The organism is Mastigocladopsis repens PCC 10914 (genome assembly GCF_000315565.1).
Classification (GTDB): Bacteria; Cyanobacteriota; Cyanobacteriia; order Cyanobacteriales; family Nostocaceae; genus Mastigocladopsis; species Mastigocladopsis repens.
This window is the reverse complement of sequence record NZ_JH992901.1, coordinates 2,938,744-2,957,137: the sequence shown is the minus strand read 5'-3', so window position 1 is coordinate 2,957,137 and position 18,394 is coordinate 2,938,744. Positions and strand designations below refer to the sequence as shown.

Genomic DNA, 18,394 nt, shown 5'->3' with positions numbered 1-18,394 from the left:
CATAATTTCTGATTAAACCGCATCCTTCCTAGCTGGAGATTTTGAGTAGCTCACATGCAAATACATCCAAATACTGCCCCCACAAAAGGCTTCTCCTTCGGGTTGCAACCGCCGTTGGCTTGGACTGCAATACTGTCACTAGTCCTATTTACAACATTGTGTATTATGGCAGGTGCAGCAGGCATCCTCCGCACAGCGTATATAGGGCTTTCTTTTGCTGTGGCTGTTTTGCTGTATCTGCGATATCCCGTCCTGTACATAAGTTTTACTTGGTGGATTTGGTTTGTAACGCCGTTGGTGACTCGCTTAGTTGATTTAAAGAGCGGCTGGGATCCAACCCGTTTTATGCTCGTATCACAGTACCTAGTAACGCTCTTAACCTTCTTCACCTTGTTGAAACATCTTCCCAGGTCTCTTCGCCAAGGTGGCTTACCCTTTTTATTAGCATTTATAGGTGTGTTTTATGGCTTTCTTATTGGACTCGTTAAAACCTCACCCATGACTGCGGCTCGGGGACTTCTAGACTGGATAACTCCTATTGTTTTTAGTTTCCACTTATTTATAAACTGGCGGGATTATCCACAATATCGCCAAAACTTTCAGACCACATTCCTTTGGGGCGTACTGGTAACAGGAGCCTATGGAATTTACCAATTCCTGGTGGCGCCTGAATGGGATGTGTTTTGGCTAACCAGCACGAAACTGACCAGCATGGGTGATCCCGAACCTCTTATGCTGCGTGTTTGGAGTACAATGCCCTCGCCTGCACCCTTTGCTGCCATGATGATGGCAGGTTTGCTATTGTTGTTCGCTAACAAAAATGTTTTACGTATTCCTGCCTCCGCAGTGGGCTACCTGTCCTTCTTGCTCACCTCAGTACGTACTTTGTGGGGAGGTTGGTTTGTAGCGTTTATTACAATGGTAGCAGCACTGAAGGCGCAGCTCCAAATGCGCCTCATCATAACCATTCTCATCATGTCTATCTGTATCATTCCACTAACTACCGTAAAGGAATTCTCCGAAACGATTGGTAATCGTTTTGAAACTTTTTCTAATCTTGAGAATGATGATAGCGCCCAGGTAAGACAAAAGATTTATGAAGACGGTCTCAATAGTGCCCTGACCAACGCTTTAGGTAACGGAGTAGGAAATACTTTCATTGTTGACGATAAAGGCGTTTTACAACCGATTGTCATTGACAGCGGAATTCTGGATATGTTTTTCACTTTAGGTTGGTTTGGAGCTGTCTTTTACTTAGGTGGAATGGTTATGCTTGTGCTCAAGGTGTTCCAATTTTCTGAGTCCCGCTTCGATTCTTTTATAGCTGCGGCTCGGGCTATTGGTCTCGGTATGATCTCAACGCTAGCTGGAAATAGCGGGATGCTTGCGCTACCTGGCATGATTCTTTGGGGCTTTTTAGCCCTTGCTATGGCAGGACATCAGTACTACCTACATCAACGAATTACCAACGTTAATGCAACCGGAGTTAATTCTAATGAATACAAGCGCGGCATCTAGTGGCGCGGCAAGACTAAAATGGTGTAATAGAAAAGGTTTGTAGTGAGCGCTAAAGCGCTAAATAAACTATAAATCTAATGCACCAAATTAGCTGTGCCGCGCCACTAGTTTGTCCAGAGGTGCCATGGTACCTCTGGACACAGGTTATCTTTGAACAAATTTTCTTAACTCAACCGTATTGGGTTAGAATGCGAATGGCAGCTCGTGATCGGGCAGAAACTTTTTTCGACGCATAGAAAAACTACAAAGCTTTGGTAGACGTTCTGAAGCAATGTGTGGAGGAACGGCTCAGTTGCAAAGAAAGTCGAGATCAAAGACTCGCATTCTTCCAGTCATCGAACCATCGAAAAAACCTTGCAGGTCTTGATTAATTCACTATACACTGCCATTGTTTCCTCATGGACTCTTACAACACTCAGTCGCTCCAAATTTTGTTGTGCTTGGTCTTTCCATTTTTGCAGTAGCTCGGGGCTACTTAGCAATTGCCTTAAAGCTTGTGCCAGGGCTTGGCTGTTTGCTGGTGGTACCAGAATACCAGCTTGTCCATCATCCAATGCTTCAGGTATGCCATCCACATTGCTGGCTATAATAGCGCAACCGGCTTCACGGGCTTCTGGAATAACAAGAGGAGAGGGGTCACGGTGCGAAGCCAGCACAAATATGTCACAACCTAGCATATAGGCTTGGGCTTCTGGCTGGAAGCCTTCAAAATGAATCCTGTTAGCAAAGAGTGTATTTTTCGCCTGCACTTCAAACATAGTCCGGTCGGGACCGTTTCCCACCAAATACAGATGGCTGTCAGAAAAATCATCGGCAATTTGAGCGAAAGCATTGATTAACTCGCCAATACCCTTACGCCGATACATACCTGCTACAGTGGCGATCGCCGGTCTTTGGAGTGCCATTGGTAGGTAGTCTTGAAGTTTTCTTGTCCGGACGCTACCCAGTGTACCGTTAGATACCACCCTCAACTTCTTTCGCGGGACACCACGCTTTACCATTGACTCAGCAACTGCATTGCTTACCGCAATGACGCAATCTGCTAAACCCATAAGCATCGAGCTGCGCTGGAATTCATTGTGTACTGTAGAGACTAGAGCATACACAGATGAAGCTTTCAATAACCTTGCCAGAACAACTCCAGTCATCATATGGACATGGACTATATCCGGCTGAAACTCTTTGACTATTGCCCGATAACGCCAAGCAGCATTAATTAAATTAATTGGTGTCCTTTTTTGATTCAATGTGAAGTGCTTTACGCCGTAACTAGCGAGTAATGCCTCATATTCTCCCCCAGCAGATGCTACACCAACATCATGACCATTTTTAGCTTGCAGGCAAGCTAAATCTACCGCTACATTGACAATACCATTACCGATTTCCTGGACGTGATTTAAAATATGTAGGACACGCATTGAACTCGGCTCATACTTAGAATCTATTAAAACAAATCAAAAAAAAGTTGCACCTATCCGGATAATTTTGCAAAATATATTCCTTATTATTCACACCAATGACGCAATCGGCTAATCGCATCAATACTGCGTGTACGGTGGAAACTAAAAAATATGTATGGGGAGTTTCTCAAAAAGTGCAGCTAGCATGATTGCTGTCATCATATGAGCATGAACAATATTCTGTTGAAACTCTTGCAAAATTTCCCAATAATGCCTTACAGCTTTAAAAATATTTAAGTGTATCCTAGACTGCTCTAGTTGAAATTGCGTAACGTTATGACATTCTAGTCATGTTTCATATTCTTCCCCAGCAGATCCAATAGCAACATCGTGACAAAGTTTTGCTTGCAAACAGGCTAATCACACTTTAAATTGATATCTGTCTACAAAACTAACAATATCATCAATTGATCTAACTTTTTTCATCAAATACTGACTATTACCATAACTTTAAAATTTCCAGTTTTATTAACCAGCGGATTTCTGGATCGATAGTAGCAGAACTTATGCCGTGAAACGAAAAATCAAGGGTTTTGGACAGGTATAGGGGGTATCAAAAGAATATAAAGAAAAATCAAAGTTAAAGATTGAAAATTTCCCCTACACCCCTACACCTTCTGTGCCCTTTCGCTTACCTTGGCAGTCGATACATAATTACCTTTCCTTTCGCATCTTCCTCAACAAACACCAAGTACTCTCCGTTTGAGCGGCGAAAAGCGCGGACGCCGTATGGTATATCTACCCAACCACTTTCGCTTGCCACTTCTGGACCGGGTTTTAATTTTCTGACAAACGCTCCTGTCTTAGTGTTGTACACGTACACCTCAGCCGCTTTGACAGTCACGGCAAACACATAGTCTCCCGCTACGCTGATTGCAGACGGAGTCAAAACTTCAGGAAGTGAACTCTTATCGTCAATTGGAAGAACAATCCGCCAACGTTGAGTGAGCTTACCCTTGCTCCAATTGTCATAACGTGCCATCTCCGAACCCACCAACTTGGCGTAATCAGAATGAATTGCAGGGTGCTCTTTGGTGAAGCCTGTTAAATACATGGTGTCTGTTTCGGGGAAATACTCAATCCGCCGCAGATCGGTAAATATGCTAGGAGTCTTTTGCTTTTTCATTGAGTTATAGGTGTAGATGGGGTTACCCTGGTCATCTAACCCCTGTAGAGGATAATGCCGGATGCCAATACCATCTTGACTTCGCAAAGTTTTCCACACGTCGCCTTTGCTATCCACCCACCATCCCCCGATGTAGGGATAATCTTTGCTAATATCGTATTCGCCTCCATCAAACGCGCCGTTACCGTTTTTATCGCGCCAGATCCACTCTCCCGTTTTCGGTTGATTTGGCGGCCAATTTCCAGCGATCGCCTGTTTACCATTGACGTTAGTGCCTATAAATAATCCAGACGGGATGGCAATTTCCCCATTCTTAGTTTTGTCGAAACGATAGATTTGCAGAGCGACACCATACATATCTGTCAGGAACAAAAAAGGCTTGCCTTTAATGCGGCGAAAAATGGGTGCATCTCCTCCCACATTCAAGCGCGGGTCTTGAGGATATTTGAAAGCATTTAATGTGTAACCCTTATAAGTCCATTGCTTACCGGGGGGTTTGCTGTAATCCATGACGAAGTGTTCGTCTTTGGTGTATACATCTGCACCATTTGTCGCTGGATCTGCATCAGCGTTGTCTATAAATGCCAAACCTAGTAACCGCCACTGTAGTTTTCCTGATGGGGAAAACTTCCTTAAATCTGCCCCTGAGCGCTTGAAACCATCATTAGCAATATAGATGTTACCCGATCCATCTACACCTACTCCGCTAATTCCGCTAAATTTCAAATCTCCGACTTCACCAGGAGTCCCTGCATAAATTCCACCTTGCGTGCCAAAAGTCCCCACCTGCGTTGGCTTGTTGCCTGTAACGTTATAAATCAGGACTTGCTGACGCGGTCCATTGTCTGCTACCAAAAGTCTGCCTTGATTATCAACTGCGAGCGCACTCGGTTGAACAACGTCCGCAATCACCTGAGACAATGGCTTTCCTTCTTTTGAATAATGCGAAATCCTCGCAGAAGTGCTGCCATTTTTGCCTTGAATGATCCATAAATTCCCTTGTTTATCTACAGTCAGTTGTCCCGGACGAGGAACTGAAAAACTGCGTAGTTCCTTCATTGTGCTGGTGTCGTAGACGTGAACCTTGTTGGCTCCAGGATCGCTGACATACAACTTGCCACTTACATTCGTGAGTCCAGTGACTTGGCTTTTCGTACTCACAATTAACATACTTTTGTCCCAGCCACGCCCTCCACCAAAGGGTGCAGGCTTTCCAGACAAGTCGTAGCGTCTTACGCAACGCCAAGTTGTTCCCTTTGGTGGATAATCCTCTCCTGCACGCCCGCCGTGAGCCTGTTGCATTGCTACATAGATATACTTCTTATCAGCAGTGATAGCAACTCCGCCTGACCTTTCCCATCCATGTAAATCCTCAGCCTTGCCAATCACATCTGAGTTTTTATAAATTCCGACTTCCCGACCGGCTTCATCCCACCCACTATTCGTATAAACTGTGCCATCAGGAGCAACATACATACCACTCACTTGGATTTGTATCCATTTGCTACCACCGCCAAAAGTATTACCTATCCAAGATGTTGTGTAGGTATTTGCAGCAGGCGTAACTCTTGCAACAAAGGACATTCCAATGAGCGTCGAAGCAATAACTCCCACCATCAAACCGACTATCAATTTAAAGATTCTTTTATTGCCAAAAAAACTGATTTGAGATAAATTCCTTATGTACTCATTGAGCATTGGCTTTTTGTTTCGTTGCTTTTGATATATCTTGTCGTTTAGCAGCAGTCACTGCTTCTTCATAAAATATCAAAACCACTGACTATTTCTTCATCTTCAAATTATCAACATAAAATGTTTTGAATAATTAAATATTCATACGGAACTGTCTTAACGAAAAAAGCGAAAAAAGCGTTGCGAGGAAACCTCGCAAGCTATTTTTCAAGAAAGTGCAATCAATTTACACGTGCATGAGCCGAGCAACTGGGTCGTAACGCCTATTTTAGGCTGACAACATAAATGTCAGTGTTCTTATTAATATGAGTAACTCAAACTATCAAAAACGTATAATTATATACTTGATTTAAAATGAAGTAACGTATTTCTCTTAAGATAAAACTTCTTATTATCTAGTTAGATGATCTTTTAGGGAATATATCTAAAGTATGACATAAAAAGATCTGATTTTTATGATGATATATTCAATTTCAGAATATGTGTAGAGTCGGTATTAAGAAGCGTGCTGAAACCAAAAAAAGGCGTTAAAAATTAAATGACAAGTAGACACATGCACAACCAATACTTGGAGAAAGATAAGTGGAAGGTAACACAAAAAATGCTGCTTCAGGATCTGCGTATATTCTCTGTGTGGGAGTAGGCTGGTTCCCTAAAACCCCCGGAGGACTGGAACGGTATATCTATGACCTAGCTCTGAAACTAGCAGCAAATCAAGACCAAGTTGAATTATGTGGAGTTGGTCTACCAGAAGCTGAACCACATTTGCCGATCAAACTGACGAACTTGGCATCGCCAGATAGTCCCATTTGGAAACGGTTGTGGTCTATTCGCTCTAACTTTCAGAAAACAAGAGGTCCCAAACCAGATGTGATTAATTTGCATTTTGCATTATACAGCTTTCCAATTTTGGATCTTTTGCCAAAAGGAGTGCCTATCACCTTTAACTTTCATGGTCCTTGGGCATCTGAGAGTCAAGAGGAAGTGGTTAACAGGAAACTCAGTGTTTTTCTCAAAGCTAAACTGATAGAACAAAGAACATATAATCATTGCGATCGCTTGATTGTTCTGAGCAAAGCATTCGGTAATATATTGCACAAACAATATCAGGTTCCTTGGCACAAAATTCACATCATCCCTGGTGGAGTTGATGTTAACCGGTTTCAGCCTAACCTATCACCCCAAGAGGCGCGCGCAAAACTAGACTGGCCCCAGGATCGCCCAATTTTATTCACATCCCGCCGCTTGGTCAATCGAGTGGGAATTGACAAATTGTTAGATGCTTTGGCTACCATTAAACCGAGAATTCCGGATGTCATGCTTGCGATCGGCGGACGCGGACCACTACAAGCTACACTACAACAGCAGGCTACTGAATTAGGACTCAGTAATCATGTTAAATTTTTAGGGTTTATACCTGACGAGATCTTACCTGTTGCTTACCAAGCGGCTGACCTTAGTGTTATGCCCAGTCAGTCTTTTGAAGGATTTGGATTGGCAATAGTAGAATCCTTAGCCTGTGGGACTCCTGTTGTGTGTACTCCGGTTGGAGGAATGCCAGAAATTTTAGAACCATTCTCACCAGATTTAATGACTTCTTCTACCGAAGCCTCAGCCATTGCAGAAAGATTAGAACATATACTACTGGGAAAAGTGCCAACACCTTCACGAGAAGCTTGTCGCCAGTACGCTGTCACACACTTCGACTGGCATAAAATATCTCAGGATGTGCGACAAGTTCTATTAGCCTAACAACTGTTAGATAGTAGGCGATAACCTGTCCTCACCGTACATATTAAAAGCAAATTGACAAATAATTTGGGATTTCAACTGATTGTCCAGCTTTAACACCCTAATTAAAGAACATTTCTTTACTTCGTCGAACTTCACCGCCAATCCTATTTTGTCAATAGAGCTAAATATTTGCTTGATACTGGTGACAATACCGCAATTGAGTCAAAGGAAGACGATCAACTTGGATAAGCTGACAGGCTTGTACTAAGGGTGTGGGGATGTAGGTAGATTATTTTCCCCTACACCCTTACACCCAGTCTCAACAGACAAACTCGGTGCGTAAGTCCTACACTAGTGACGGCTACTGTTAACCTTTAATTATTGAAGCCAATATGAAAATTCTCTTCCTAGACCAAAGTGGTAAACCAGGCGGAGCGGAACTGTGTTTGATAGATATCGCCAAACCTTATAGAGATAGCTGTTTAGTGGGCTTATTTGCTGATGGTTCTTTTAGGAATTTACTAGAGGAGAATCACATTCCAGTTGAAATTCTCACCACTCAAGCAATACAAGTTCGCAAAGAAAGCAGCTTGGCACAAGGATTAGGCAGTTTGGGTCAACTCATACCCCTAATTACTAAAGTCGTGCAAACAGCAAGAAAATTCGATTTAATCTACGCCAATACCCAAAAAGCATTGGTTGTTGGCGCACTGGCTAGTTTTTTCAGCCGTCGTCCTCTGGTCTATCATTTGCACGATATTCTTTCATCAGAGCATTTTAGCCAAACCAACCGTCGCATAGCCGTAACTAGCGCAAATCGTTTTGCATCATTAGTCATTGCCAATTCCCAAGCCAGTCAAACAGCCTTTGTTGCAGCCGGAGGACGCCCAGAAATAACAGAAGTAGTTTACAACGGCTTTGACCCTAAAATTTATCAAAGCCACGAGTCTGGTGTGAGTCAAATCAGACAACAATTGGGGCTAGATGGAAAATTTGTCGTCGGACACTTTAGCCGTCTTGCACCTTGGAAAGGGCAGCACATATTAATAGAAGCACTGGCACAATGTCCTCTTGATGTCACAGGAATCTTAGTTGGTGATGCACTTTTTGGTGAACAAGAATATGTCCAGCACTTACACCAACAGGTGACAGCGCTGGGACTAGAACACCGAGTCAAATTTTTAGGATTTCGTTCAGATATTCCCCTGCTGATGGCGGCTTGCGACTTGGTAGCACATACCTCAACAGCTCCAGAACCGTTTGGTAGAGTGATTGTAGAGGCTATGTTGTGCGGACGACCTGTGGTTGCTGCGAAAGCTGGCGGTGCGATCGAATTAGTAGAACACGGTGTCAACGGTTTTTTAGTCACACCAGGAAAGCCCGATGAATTGGCACAAGTTCTCATCACCTGTCTTAAAGAACCAGAGAAGACAGGGGCTATAGCTCATAATGCACAACATACCGCCAGCCAGCGTTTTGATGTCACAGCTATTAATCAGCAAATTGCCATGCTGCTGAATAAGTTATAACCTAGTTAGTCATCGCGCTAAAGCGCCAACTACAAACCAACTAATTCACGCGATTCAAAATCTGTGAGCTGTTGAGCTATTGCTAGTCTTGCTTGCAATTTCGCCACACTAAACTGGTTACGCAGATATTCTAAATGAGTAACAGCATTTGCCTTTTCGGTAGTTAATTGTATCAGGGTGTCCATCGCCTTTTGATATTCTTGATTTACAAGTAGCAATTCAAAGCGACGAGCTTTGCGTTGAGTATCATTTTTCAAATCCATATCAAAGGCGGCAGTGCGATCGGCAATACCTTCAAATCTGTTAATTTGCTGCTGAACTGCCATTAACTGAGAGTCTACTTCATTTACCCTCTGAGCAGCTTGAGCGATTGCGGCTGGATAATGATTCAATTGCGTTGTTAACATGAATAACTTATCTTTTAGAAATCTTTACATACAAAATAGCAAAAATAAGGTATCTGGCAGATGGGGTATACAGGAAAGATGAGGGAGTATTTTCTCCCCCTGCTATTCCTGCTCCCCTTACGCCACTTCCCTTAGTTGGGGAGCCTGGGTAGTTACCTCTGCAACATTCAGCGAAAGCTGTTCAGCGTGAGATACCGTTGCTTGCTCCAACACTTGAACTTCAATATTCACACTCACCAAATAACTGCCTGTATCAGCACCAACCGCTTCAGCCACTAATTTGGCAATGTCTGGGCGTTTGGCGGTCAGTGGGTCACGTAAAATACACCGATCCCATTCATGCTTCGCAGTCGGATTGAGGCTGAGAATGTAGTGCTTAATCATAGGACAAACCGTTGAACCCATTTCCAGAAAACTGTCACGCACCCGGGGGCTGCATATCACCAGGCTTTGTGGAAGCTACTCTTTTATTATAGTATATTTGTACTAATTCTGTAGAGATGGGGTGTGGTACGCGTTGGAAGCATAGCGTTTGTTGATGTCGCCTTAACAATAACCAGCCAACTTACAGCAGAATACATCCGTCAGGAGTCAGAAGTCAGAAGTAAAATTGGCTCTGCGTCTAGCTTTTCGACAAAGCGCGTTGTACTTCACCTACTTGGAATGTGCTGTAAAAACACCAACAAATCAGGCAGCTTGCTGGTGTTCATATACCTCGATAATGGCTAATATGTTATTAGTCAATACATTAAGTAATGGACAAAAACTAACTCGAACTCGCGGCTGCTGAACTTGCCGAGTTTTGCGCTTTCACAGAGCGTCTGCCCCACGGCTTGAGTAAAGAAATTGTGATGATGGCTAATAGGCAGATGACTTGCACCACCGTTCCAATGATCACGCCTCTAACATCAAACTGATAGAGTGGATTTTCTAAAGCTTGCAATCGTTGTGTCTCAGAAAGTGCCGTGGCTGCATTTGCCCACGGAAATAGCCAAAACGTTCCAAAGACGATAAGGAAAACTGTAGCAATCCATTTGACAATTACCCAGTAATGCTTGAAAAATCCCCAAACTGTTAGCCAACACAGTAATGTTCCCGTGAGTAATGACCCAATAGCAGATGGAATGACAACATAATCATCCAACAAGTTAATTGCTGAGTTGAGGGCATACAACACATCCGCATTCGCGGAATCTTTGTTTCTAAGTGCTAGCAGGAACATACTCAAAACCGTTCCAGTCCACAGCGCAGCAAACGCAACGTGAGCAGACACCAACCAATTTTTTTGCTTGACATTGAGTTTTGGCATTTTGTACTCCTTTGGTGAGTGAAGTTTGATGACACGAAGGATGAGCCATTGGCAGGCTTCCAAATCTATTGAATCGTGTCTCGAAAGGACTGATGAGTCGGCGTTCTCGTGTTCACCGACTTAATCGGCTAATATTCAATATATTTATATTTAATATATTAAGTATTTGAGATCCAGCTCAAGTTCGTAGTAAGGACTTTAGTCCTAGACTCCGAGAGCGCTCTTGCGCTCACTACGAATCCCTCAAAATTAATGGGACAGACCACTAGTTAAGAAACGTTAGAGACAATTTGATCTAAAAGGTTGGAAATCAATTCTTGGTCGGCTTTAGAGATGCCTTTCATTGCTCGATTAATCGTCTGCTCGCCAATGGATGGTAGCACCTCCTTGAGTTGCTCACCTTCACGGGTTAGCCAAATTCTAACCAAGCGTCGGTCTTCGGGGTCGCGCTGCCGATAGACGAGTTGACGGTCTTCCATGCGATCTACCACGCCAGTCAGTGTTGCTCCCAACTGTCCGAGCTTTTCGGCGATCCCAGATGTAGAAAGACCGTCTTCTTCCCACAGACAGCACAGCACAAGGTAATGAAACGGCGTGAGTCCGTAGGGTTCAAGTCTTTCTAAGAAATCGCGATACATCAGTTGCGATGCCAGCTTGAGTTTGTATCCTAAGTTGTAGGGAGCCAGAACATGTCGCCATTTCTTCACAAATTCAAGCTTGGCTGAGGAAGTGGACATCGCAGCAGGTTAGTTAGTTAAAGTGTTGATAATAACTACATAAAATAATAACCGAAATTAGCTACTGTACTCCCCTATTGTTAGATACGCCCACCCATCTTCACTCCACCGCCTCCCGATGCCTTTGAAGTGCAGCGCTTTGTAAACCGCTCTTTCCAAGACGACCTTTTAAGATAAAAAGGATGAATGAGTGGCGATCGCCAACACTATGAAATAATTTTTCAATTTGGCTATATTTGCCATTTGCCCGATAAGGGTTATTTATAACCATTCCATACGTGTAGAGACGTTGCAGTGCAACGTCTCTACATAGGCAATCATGCTCCACAGCTTCTAGCCGTGGGGAAGTTCAGGAATTACCGTTGCCATCTCCGCTTGATGGCATAGATTTCTGTAGTTGAAAATCATTCACCCAAATCGATTGTTGAGGCAAAGGAATGGAAATTCCGGCTTTGTCAAAGGCGATTTTTAGACGGCGGCGATACTCCCGTGCTACTTCCCATTGCTTCAGGGGTTGAGTTTTAATCCACACGCGAATATTCAAACCGCGATCGCCAAAATGATCCACTCCCAAAACTTGAGGAGTTTCCAAAATTGGATTCTGCCATTTTGGATCTTGATCCATCTCAAGAGAGACAGTTTCAATCAATTTTAAAGCTAGGTCAATATCGGTTTGATAGCCGACAGGGATAGTTAAATCAGCTCGTGACCAACGACTAGAAAGATTGGCAACAATTTTGATTTCGCTGTTGGGGATGGTGATCAGCCGTCCTTCTGCATCCCGCAGTTGAGTCATCCGCAGATTCAGATTTTCTACCAAACCTCCCACATCTCCCACGTTAATCACATCACCCAAGGCGTACTGGTCTTCCATGATGATCAAAAAGCCGTTAATTGCATCTTTAATCAGGTTTTGAGACGCAAGGGACACAGCCACACCAACTAAACTGGCACCAGCTAGCAAGGGAACGACATCTATGCCTAGCGTTGTTAGGGATAACAGAATGCCAACTCCCAACCAGACAATGGTGATAATACTTTTGGTAACACCAGCAATGGTAGAAACTCGCAGTTGTAACCGCTCAGAAGTTTCAGGAGTCAGCAAAGCACTACTGTTGATAAAAGCAGTGGTGAAACGATCAATCAGAGCATAGCTAAGACGTACTGCCACATAAGTTCCCAGTACCACAACACCCAATTTCAAAGGAATTTGCGCCGCTGAGATAATGACGACCTGAAGCGGTCGCGTGTAGGGAAACAGACCCAGCATGAACAAAGTTCCACCGCCCCAAATTGTTACTTGTGCAAGCTGAGAAAGTCGTCGCTTGACTTCTCGAAAATGTTGATGTTCTTGTTTCGTCAGTTGTGTGGTAATGGGTTGAACTTCTGGTGTAGTCGGTGGTATTGGCTGTAGTAAATGCCGTTTTGAGCGGCGTTGCCAGCTATATACCCCCCAACTTAATACAATCATCCCGATACCAGTTGTACCAGCAATGACACCTTGGCGGATTAAATACTGGGGTCGTCGCTCCTGTCTTGCCTGCTCTAATTCATCCTCCAATGTTTGGACAATGAGATTTGCCGCCCCTGAGGGAGGTGCCTGTCGTAGGTTTGCATCCTGAGACGTCACAGTCATGAGATATAGACCGTTGATGCTAATGATTGGTGAAGGACCTGAATCATTAACCTGTATATCCAGCTTGGCATTAGGGTCTTGAAAGTAACCTTGGCTAATTTCAGCCAAATTTCGTTCAATTTGTTGTAAACGCTCTGAAATGTTCGCCCTTGGAGCTGCAACCTGAAACAAACCGCGACCATCCAAATAAACCCAACGAGAAACATCTCGAGTATCTGATTCACTACTCCCATTGGTGGAAGTTTGCACCGTAGGCAAAAAAGGAATCTGCGCTCTAACTGGAGGCATTGCCCCAACTGTTATCACCGTGGAAGAAAGAGCGACTGCCAAAAATTGAAAGCGCACTTTCACACCTCCTTGTGCAAAATTTACTCTTATGTACTCTAAAGAGCTATGCTCCAAAATCAATTTGAGTACTTGTATCTGTCTTAAGTCAAGTTTTAACAAATCTTTAAGGAAATGCCTGTGGACTTTTTAGTTATTTTCACCCTTTAGATAGACGCCATGAAAGAATTAAAATGGTATTAATTTCAACCTACATCCAATACCCTGACCCTTACCCATTTTGCCAGTTGTGGAATACTCTAGTAGAGTGCATAAGAACTTAATTGAGGAACTATTTGATGACCGCAACTTCTCCCCGATTAAAGCACGAGGTTAAAGACCTCGCCCTAGCTCCCTTGGGAAGACAGCGCATTGAATGGGCTGGACGCGAAATGCCAGTTTTACGGCAAATCCGCGATCGCTTTGCCCAAGAAAAACCCTTTGCAGGCATTCGCCTTGTAGCTTGCTGCCATGTCACAACAGAAACAGCACACCTAGCAATTGCACTGAAAGCTGGTGGTGCAGACGCCCTGCTAATTGCAAGTAATCCCCTATCAACTCAAGACGACGTAGCTGCTAGCCTCGTTGCCGATCATGACATTCCTGTCTTTGCTATCAAAGGTGAAGATAACGAAACCTACAGCCGCCACGTACAAATCGCTCTAGACCATCGCCCCAACATCATCATCGATGACGGTTGTGATGTCGTCGCGACCCTAGTACAACAACGCCAGCACCAACTTGCTGACATCATTGGAACCACAGAAGAAACCACAACAGGAATTGTGCGGTTACGCGCCATGTTTAGAGATGGCGTCCTCACCTTCCCCGCCGTCAACGTCAACGACGCCGACACCAAACACTTCTTTGATAACCGCTACGGTACAGGACAATCAACCCTCGACGGCATAATCCGCGCTACAAACATTCTGCTGGCTGGTAAAACCATTGTTGTTGTTGGTTACGGCTGGTGCGGAAAAGGCACAGCTATGCGGGCGCGGGGACTTGGTGCTAACGTAATTGTCACCGAAATTGACCCCATCAAAGCAATTGAAGCCGTGATGGATGGTTTCCGGGTGCTACCCATGGCGGAAGCTGCACCCTTGGGCGATTTGTTTGTCACTGTGACTGGCAATAAGCACGTCATTCGTGGTGAGCATTTCGACGTGATGAAAGACGGGGCAATTGTTTGTAACTCCGGTCACTTCGATATTGAAATTGACCTCAAAGCCTTGGGCGCTAAAGCTACGGAAGTCAAGACAGTACGTCCCTTCACCCAAGAATATCGCCTGCAAAATGGCAAATCTGTCGTAGTTTTAGGTGAAGGACGCTTAATTAACCTTGCCGCAGCAGAAGGACATCCTAGTGCGGTGATGGATATGAGTTTTGCCAACCAGGCTTTGGGTTGTGAATACCTGGTGAAGAATAAAGGTCAGCTAGAACCTGGTATCCACTCAATTCCAACTGAAGTTGATCAAGAAATTGCACGATTGAAGTTGCAGGCGATGGGAATTCAAATTGATACCCTCACCTCAGACCAAATTGAGTACACAAACTCTTGGACTTCTGGAACTTGAGGGTTACCTAAGTACAGTAGTAAGTGCTTACTACGAACGATATGCATCATCTTCATTTCATTACCAACTTTTGTAATTCTGTACTAAGCGCTTTAAGCCAGAGTTGAATTTTCTAAATTTTTGTCGTGGGATAGGCAACTTGTCTATCCCATTTTTTTGTAATGCCAGCTAGCATAAAAATTAATCCTAAGATCAATACCTAATTGCGGACAAAATTTCTCATAATAAATCCGCATTTGCCAATATCAATTCCATCACAAAGGTGGCGAGCCTCCTGAGGAGGAGCTAAGTGCCTTTGGCACACGCTTCGCGAACGCTAACGCTTTTTGTGCTATGTTGCAGATAATTCCGCATCCAATTGCAAGCCCGATTCATTAGGTAAAAGAAAGTAGTGGCAGCGCTCCTGGCATCTGTGCTACTTCATCTATCAAATTATCTACCAAACTGTGCGGCTCAAAATACATCACCCGTGCTGATGCTGGCTCTTCAATGCAGGAGCGCAATTCTTCCCGCGTCATCGCCGGCACGATAAATCGCGCCCTTTGCCAATATGGCTCTAGGGCAGAATTTCGCAGTTGGGGTTCAAAGTCTGAACGCAGCGTCAGTATAATACGCAATCTTGATGAATATTTTGCTACTTTTTGAGCCAAGAAATTAAGAAAGGTTTCCCGCTCTTGGTCATTTAGACAAAGGGTAAGCAACTCTTCAGTCTGGTCAATAACTAGTACCAAATTTGACTGAGGATTCAGTTGACACCAAGTCGCAATCCTGGCAGAAAGGGTATCTACTTTTTGCTCGGTACTCAGGCTGGTAATCGAGACACCTGGCAAGTTTTCCTGTGCTAGTGTATTGTTCAACGCCCGCAATGGCGACTCTCCAGGACGCATGGGAGATAGGATTTGCCAATGGGGCTGATGCTTGAGGTAGGGAATCAATCCCGCTTTGACTAAGCTAGACTTACCAGTTCCAGAAGCACCCAGCACTACAGTCAACGGCTGCTTGCAGATGTGTTGGTACAGTTCTTCAGTTAACGCTTGTCTGCCAAAGAACAGGTGGCTATGTTCTTCATCAAACGACTGCAAGCCGCGATAGGGGTTTTGCGATTCATCAAGGGGTGGCGCTGGCGGTAAATTCAGTATATGCTCAGGGGTAAGGAAGATATACTCGCCCTTGTCGTGCTTATTCAGCGCCCAAATACCAGGGGTTTGTCGTTGGCGATTTCCTTGTGTGGCTAATTCGACGCGATCGCGCAAATATAAGTACAATTCAGTAGCAGTAATCACCCCATCTCCAGCCTGTTTACCATAAGCAGCAGGAGGATAAATATCTGCTTCTCCTTGTAGCGCTTCAAACAAAGCAGTCGCAAACGGCGAATGTTCGCCTTGACCCCGTTCGGTGTTGATTGCAAAAGCGTCTAAAGCTTTTTGGTCATAAGCCGCAGAGGTAATGACTTGCCATGCTGGGTCAGTGATAAAGCGATCGTAACGTTCTTGATGAATCACCTCTGGTGCAGATAACAAGTCTCTAGTCGAAGACCAGCGAAACGCCCCAGCAAAACAGCAGTCGAGAACAGCGAGAAAATGGCGACAAGGCAACTCACTCAAGCATTCGTGTACCTGGGTCATTGGCAAGAAAGCACACCCACACCTTGTAATCATGTTTTTCGCGCAGGATTTCCACCAACTTTTTGGCGTCATTCACAGCGTTGTGCAGGGGGGGAATGCCGTTGTTGTAATTGTTTATGCCAATTACAAATGCCAGATTGCGCGAAAACTCAGGCATGATGCAAACTCCTGTGTTAGTTGTTTGGAGGAAAATTACCAATAACCAACTGAATCTATTTTCAATCCCTATTCCGCAAGCCAAACAAATGTATTTGACTCCTCTTTATCTGCTTTATCTGTTTGATAAGATTTCAGACTTAAAATTAAGCTACAAAGCCAACCTTGCTGTCTTCTAAATAGCTGTCATGAAACTTAACTTATGCGCTTGTTGAGAATTGTCTCGTAGTTCGTCAAGCTAGAGTTGATGGGTTTGTAGTTGGCGCTTTAGCGCTCACGTGCGTTCCTGACTACTACTGAGGGCGCACAGTCGTGATCGTGATTTGACTTGCAATCCAGTCATCATAAAGTTCCTCCTCTGGTACGGCTGTAAGATTGCGGGATAGAACTCGGTTCATGAGACGGTTCAGCGTTCCGTGACCTCGACTTGGGCTTTTGACTAAGCGAGATGGCAAGTCAAGCTCCTGTTGTTCAAGTGATGACTCTAGCTTCGGCGATCGCCGCTGACAATTGACGTAGTTGTTCAGGAGGAGTGTCGAAGGGAAATAATGCCAGTAAGGTTGTCTCGTTTCCTATAGGTTGGAGAATACCGTGAACTGCACCGCCATCAATTATCCAACCGTGGTTTTTGTGAGCGCAGACGGTAAAATAAGGAGTACGTTGGGCGATCGCTCCTCCCAAAAAAGGTTGCTCTAAATCACTGAGAATCGTTGCTTCTATTTGGGGAGATTGAGCCATAACTTTACTGCGAACCAGAGCATTGGCACGCTTAAATAAGTCTCTATAAGTCAAGCTGCCATTAGCTTTCTTTAAAGTATCGAGCAAAAAGTAAGAAAAGACACCCCTTGCTTGCCCATCTCCGTTATACTCTTTGGCTAGCTCACTATCTAAGCAAGCTGCTAAGAAGATGTGTTTTCCTCTGGGGAAATTCCATCCACTGGGATTTTCTTCTGGACTACGAGAAGCTGATAATTGGTTGACTTCTGCTAAGGAGAAAATGAAACTGTCTGCATTTCGCTTGCGTGGATCAACGCTTGCTCTACGAACTGCTGTTTCCGCCTCTAAATCGCCACGGGTGCCAGAACCGGAGTGGCAGCAGTCCATAATAATAACGATGTGAGGGTTTTTCTTGGCTACCTCATTAATCAGCTTCGCTAACTCCTTATCTGCCAAGTCCCAACCGCCTAGGCTGCGACTGTCATAACACACTAGAGTTTCATCCAGTCGATCCGGCTCTAAAGTCCAAAATTCTTCCGGGGCATCCTCTTGACTTCCATGCCCTGCAAAATAAAATAAGACCACATCCTCAGTTGTTGCTTGGCACAAATGTTTACGGAAACCATCAATGATTGCCTGACGCGTGGTATCTTGATTTAAGAGTGTGCAAAGATGTAACTGGTATCCATCTCCAGCAACTCGCCCTTCTAAATATTCTTTTACAGAAATTACGTCGTTCACACAGCCCTGTAAGGAAGAAACAGGACGCAGGTATTCATCAATACCAACCAGCAGCGCATATATATTACGAGTCATAAAAACCTCTAGTCAGAAGGTGGTGCATAAG

General features: G+C 44.2%; 15 protein-coding genes and 1 pseudogene. 4 read left to right on the top strand and 12 right to left on the bottom strand.

Going from position 1 to position 18,394, the window contains the following annotated elements; all coding sequences use genetic code 11:
• Positions 1 to 54: 54 nt before the first annotated feature.
• Positions 55 to 1,518, top strand: coding sequence for a hypothetical protein (locus MAS10914_RS0115310; protein WP_017316820.1), 1,464 nt, complete (start codon positions 55 to 57; stop codon positions 1,516 to 1,518).
• Positions 1,519 to 1,850: 332 nt separating this feature from the next.
• Here the strand turns inward: MAS10914_RS0115310 and MAS10914_RS0115305 are convergent, their stop codons facing one another.
• Both MAS10914_RS0115305 and MAS10914_RS0115300 read right to left on the bottom strand, forming a co-directional pair.
• Complete coding sequence (locus MAS10914_RS0115305) at positions 1,851 to 2,936, bottom strand: glycosyltransferase family 4 protein (protein WP_017316819.1); 1,086 nt, start codon at positions 2,934 to 2,936, stop codon at positions 1,851 to 1,853.
• Positions 2,937 to 3,609: 673 nt separating this feature from the next.
• A complete protein-coding gene (locus MAS10914_RS0115300) occupies positions 3,610 to 5,802 on the bottom strand; it encodes an NHL repeat-containing protein (RefSeq protein WP_017316818.1) in 2,193 nt (730 codons plus the stop codon).
• A 576-nt stretch (positions 5,803 to 6,378) separates the two neighbouring features.
• On the opposite strand from MAS10914_RS0115300, the gene MAS10914_RS0115290 reads away from it, so the two are divergent.
• Complete coding sequence (locus tag MAS10914_RS0115290; protein ID WP_017316816.1) at positions 6,379 to 7,548, top strand: glycosyltransferase family 4 protein; 1,170 nt, start codon at positions 6,379 to 6,381, stop codon at positions 7,546 to 7,548.
• A gap of 374 nt (positions 7,549 to 7,922) precedes the next feature.
• Positions 7,923 to 9,059 carry a glycosyltransferase gene (locus MAS10914_RS0115285; RefSeq protein WP_017316815.1) on the top strand — a complete coding sequence of 379 codons (1,137 nt, stop codon included), beginning with the start codon at positions 7,923 to 7,925 and terminating at the stop codon, positions 9,057 to 9,059.
• Positions 9,060 to 9,088: 29 nt separating this feature from the next.
• Here the strand turns inward: MAS10914_RS0115285 and MAS10914_RS0115280 are convergent, their stop codons facing one another.
• The 6 genes from MAS10914_RS0115280 to MAS10914_RS0115255 all read right to left on the bottom strand — a co-directional run bounded on the left by MAS10914_RS0115280 (position 9,089) and on the right by MAS10914_RS0115255 (position 13,436).
• On the bottom strand, positions 9,089 to 9,466 hold the full coding sequence (locus tag MAS10914_RS0115280; RefSeq protein ID WP_017316814.1) for a hypothetical protein: 378 nt from the start codon (positions 9,464 to 9,466) through the stop codon (positions 9,089 to 9,091).
• A gap of 117 nt (positions 9,467 to 9,583) precedes the next feature.
• Positions 9,584 to 9,850 carry a hypothetical protein gene (locus tag MAS10914_RS0115275; protein ID WP_017316813.1) on the bottom strand — a complete coding sequence of 89 codons (267 nt, stop codon included), beginning with the start codon at positions 9,848 to 9,850 and terminating at the stop codon, positions 9,584 to 9,586.
• 382 nt (positions 9,851 to 10,232) lie between these two features.
• Entirely contained in the window at positions 10,233 to 10,775 is a 543-nt protein-coding gene (locus tag MAS10914_RS0115270) for a DUF2269 family protein (protein ID WP_017316812.1), read from the bottom strand.
• 269 nt (positions 10,776 to 11,044) lie between these two features.
• On the bottom strand, positions 11,045 to 11,512 hold the full coding sequence (locus MAS10914_RS0115265; RefSeq protein WP_017316811.1) for a MarR family winged helix-turn-helix transcriptional regulator: 468 nt from the start codon (positions 11,510 to 11,512) through the stop codon (positions 11,045 to 11,047).
• A 100-nt stretch (positions 11,513 to 11,612) separates the two neighbouring features.
• Positions 11,613 to 11,783: a hypothetical protein gene (locus tag MAS10914_RS34265; RefSeq protein WP_156818165.1), complete on the bottom strand. Its 171-nt coding sequence runs from the start codon at positions 11,781 to 11,783 to the stop codon at positions 11,613 to 11,615.
• 78 nt (positions 11,784 to 11,861) lie between these two features.
• Positions 11,862 to 13,436 (bottom strand): mechanosensitive ion channel family protein, encoded by a 1,575-nt coding sequence (locus MAS10914_RS0115255; RefSeq protein ID WP_051151152.1) that lies wholly within the window; start codon positions 13,434 to 13,436, stop codon positions 11,862 to 11,864.
• Positions 13,437 to 13,771: 335 nt separating this feature from the next.
• Here MAS10914_RS0115255 and ahcY point away from each other — a divergent pair, with 335 nt between their 5' ends.
• Complete coding sequence (gene ahcY / locus MAS10914_RS0115250; protein ID WP_017316809.1) at positions 13,772 to 15,049, top strand: adenosylhomocysteinase; 1,278 nt, start codon at positions 13,772 to 13,774, stop codon at positions 15,047 to 15,049.
• Positions 15,050 to 15,423: 374 nt separating this feature from the next.
• Here the strand turns inward: ahcY and MAS10914_RS31595 are convergent, their stop codons facing one another.
• The 4 genes and pseudogenes from MAS10914_RS31595 to MAS10914_RS0115240 form a co-directional block, all read right to left on the bottom strand.
• The gene (locus MAS10914_RS31595; RefSeq protein WP_232224167.1) at positions 15,424 to 16,674 is read right to left on the bottom strand and encodes an nSTAND1 domain-containing NTPase; all 1,251 of its coding nucleotides are present in this window, start codon (positions 16,672 to 16,674) and stop codon (positions 15,424 to 15,426) included.
• Complete coding sequence (locus tag MAS10914_RS35570) at positions 16,646 to 16,831, bottom strand: caspase family protein (protein WP_051151123.1); 186 nt, start codon at positions 16,829 to 16,831, stop codon at positions 16,646 to 16,648. The genes MAS10914_RS31595 and MAS10914_RS35570 overlap by 29 nt, the downstream gene beginning before the upstream one ends.
• A gap of 292 nt (positions 16,832 to 17,123) precedes the next feature.
• On the bottom strand, positions 17,124 to 17,285 hold the full coding sequence (locus MAS10914_RS34260; RefSeq protein WP_156818164.1) for a hypothetical protein: 162 nt from the start codon (positions 17,283 to 17,285) through the stop codon (positions 17,124 to 17,126).
• A gap of 22 nt (positions 17,286 to 17,307) precedes the next feature.
• Positions 17,308 to 18,363: pseudogene (locus MAS10914_RS0115240) on the bottom strand (caspase family protein); the annotation flags it as partial.
• Between the last annotated feature and the right edge of the window lie 31 nt (positions 18,364 to 18,394).

Bases quoted from the DNA above. Each gene is read 5' to 3' on its own strand.
- MAS10914_RS34265 (WP_156818165.1), bottom strand. From the start codon at position 11,783: ATGGTTATAAATAACCCTTATCGGGCAAATGGCAAATATAGCCAAATT.
- MAS10914_RS0115265 (WP_017316811.1), bottom strand. From the start codon at position 11,512: ATGTCCACTTCCTCAGCCAAGCTTGAATTTGTGAAGAAATGGCGACAT.
- MAS10914_RS31595 (WP_232224167.1), bottom strand. From the start codon at position 16,674: ATGACCCAGGTACACGAATGCTTGAGTGAGTTGCCTTGTCGCCATTTT.
- MAS10914_RS0115280 (WP_017316814.1), bottom strand. From the start codon at position 9,466: ATGTTAACAACGCAATTGAATCATTATCCAGCCGCAATCGCTCAAGCT.
- MAS10914_RS0115270 (WP_017316812.1), bottom strand. From the start codon at position 10,775: ATGCCAAAACTCAATGTCAAGCAAAAAAATTGGTTGGTGTCTGCTCAC.
- MAS10914_RS0115300 (WP_017316818.1), bottom strand. From the start codon at position 5,802: ATGCTCAATGAGTACATAAGGAATTTATCTCAAATCAGTTTTTTTGGC.
- MAS10914_RS0115275 (WP_017316813.1), bottom strand. From the start codon at position 9,850: ATGATTAAGCACTACATTCTCAGCCTCAATCCGACTGCGAAGCATGAA.
- MAS10914_RS0115310 (WP_017316820.1), top strand. From the start codon at position 55: ATGCAAATACATCCAAATACTGCCCCCACAAAAGGCTTCTCCTTCGGG.
- MAS10914_RS0115285 (WP_017316815.1), top strand. From the start codon at position 7,923: ATGAAAATTCTCTTCCTAGACCAAAGTGGTAAACCAGGCGGAGCGGAA.
- MAS10914_RS0115305 (WP_017316819.1), bottom strand. From the start codon at position 2,936: ATGCGTGTCCTACATATTTTAAATCACGTCCAGGAAATCGGTAATGGT.
- MAS10914_RS0115255 (WP_051151152.1), bottom strand. From the start codon at position 13,436: ATGCCTCCAGTTAGAGCGCAGATTCCTTTTTTGCCTACGGTGCAAACT.
- ahcY (WP_017316809.1), top strand. From the start codon at position 13,772: ATGACCGCAACTTCTCCCCGATTAAAGCACGAGGTTAAAGACCTCGCC.
- MAS10914_RS35570 (WP_051151123.1), bottom strand. From the start codon at position 16,831: ATGCCTGAGTTTTCGCGCAATCTGGCATTTGTAATTGGCATAAACAAT.